Genomic DNA, 470 nt, shown 5'->3' with positions numbered 1-470 from the left:
AAAAAGCAGGTGTAGAAGTTGAAACTGTTATTGGAGATGCAGCATACTCAGAAAAAGATAACATTGTTTATGCAAAAGGAAATGACATAAAATTAGTAGCAAGATTAAGTGAAAGTGTAACCCATGGAAACAGAAAGAATTCAAATAAATTTGAATTTAACAAAGATGCTGGGATGTATGTATGCCAAGAAGGCCATATGGCTTTCAAAAAAACAATTCAGAAAAAAAATAATACCAAAAAGAATCAGACGGAACAATATTTTTTTGATGTAAATAAGTGCAAATGTTGTCCATCACGGGAAGGATGTTATAAAGAAGGTAATAAAACAAAAACTTATTCTGTAACAATACTTTCTAATCCACATAAAGAACAAATAAAATTTCAAGAAAGTGAGTATTTTCAAGAAAAATCAAAAGAGCGCTATAAAATTGAAGCTAAAAACAGTGAATTAAAGTATAGACATGGGTAT

The 470-nt window shown here is 29.1% G+C and carries 1 protein-coding gene; it reads left to right on the top strand.

Annotation, left to right across the window (positions count from 1 at the left end; all coding sequences use genetic code 11):
* A partial coding sequence (locus tag ACJDT4_RS23345; RefSeq protein ID WP_406790022.1) for a transposase occupies positions 1-470 on the top strand: 470 nt, incomplete at both ends.

Source organism: Clostridium neuense (genome assembly GCF_045310695.1).
Lineage (GTDB): Bacteria > Bacillota > Clostridia > Clostridiales > Clostridiaceae > Clostridium_S > Clostridium_S neuense.
Note: the sequence above shows the minus strand (reverse complement) of the source record. Positions and strands in the feature narration are given on the sequence as shown.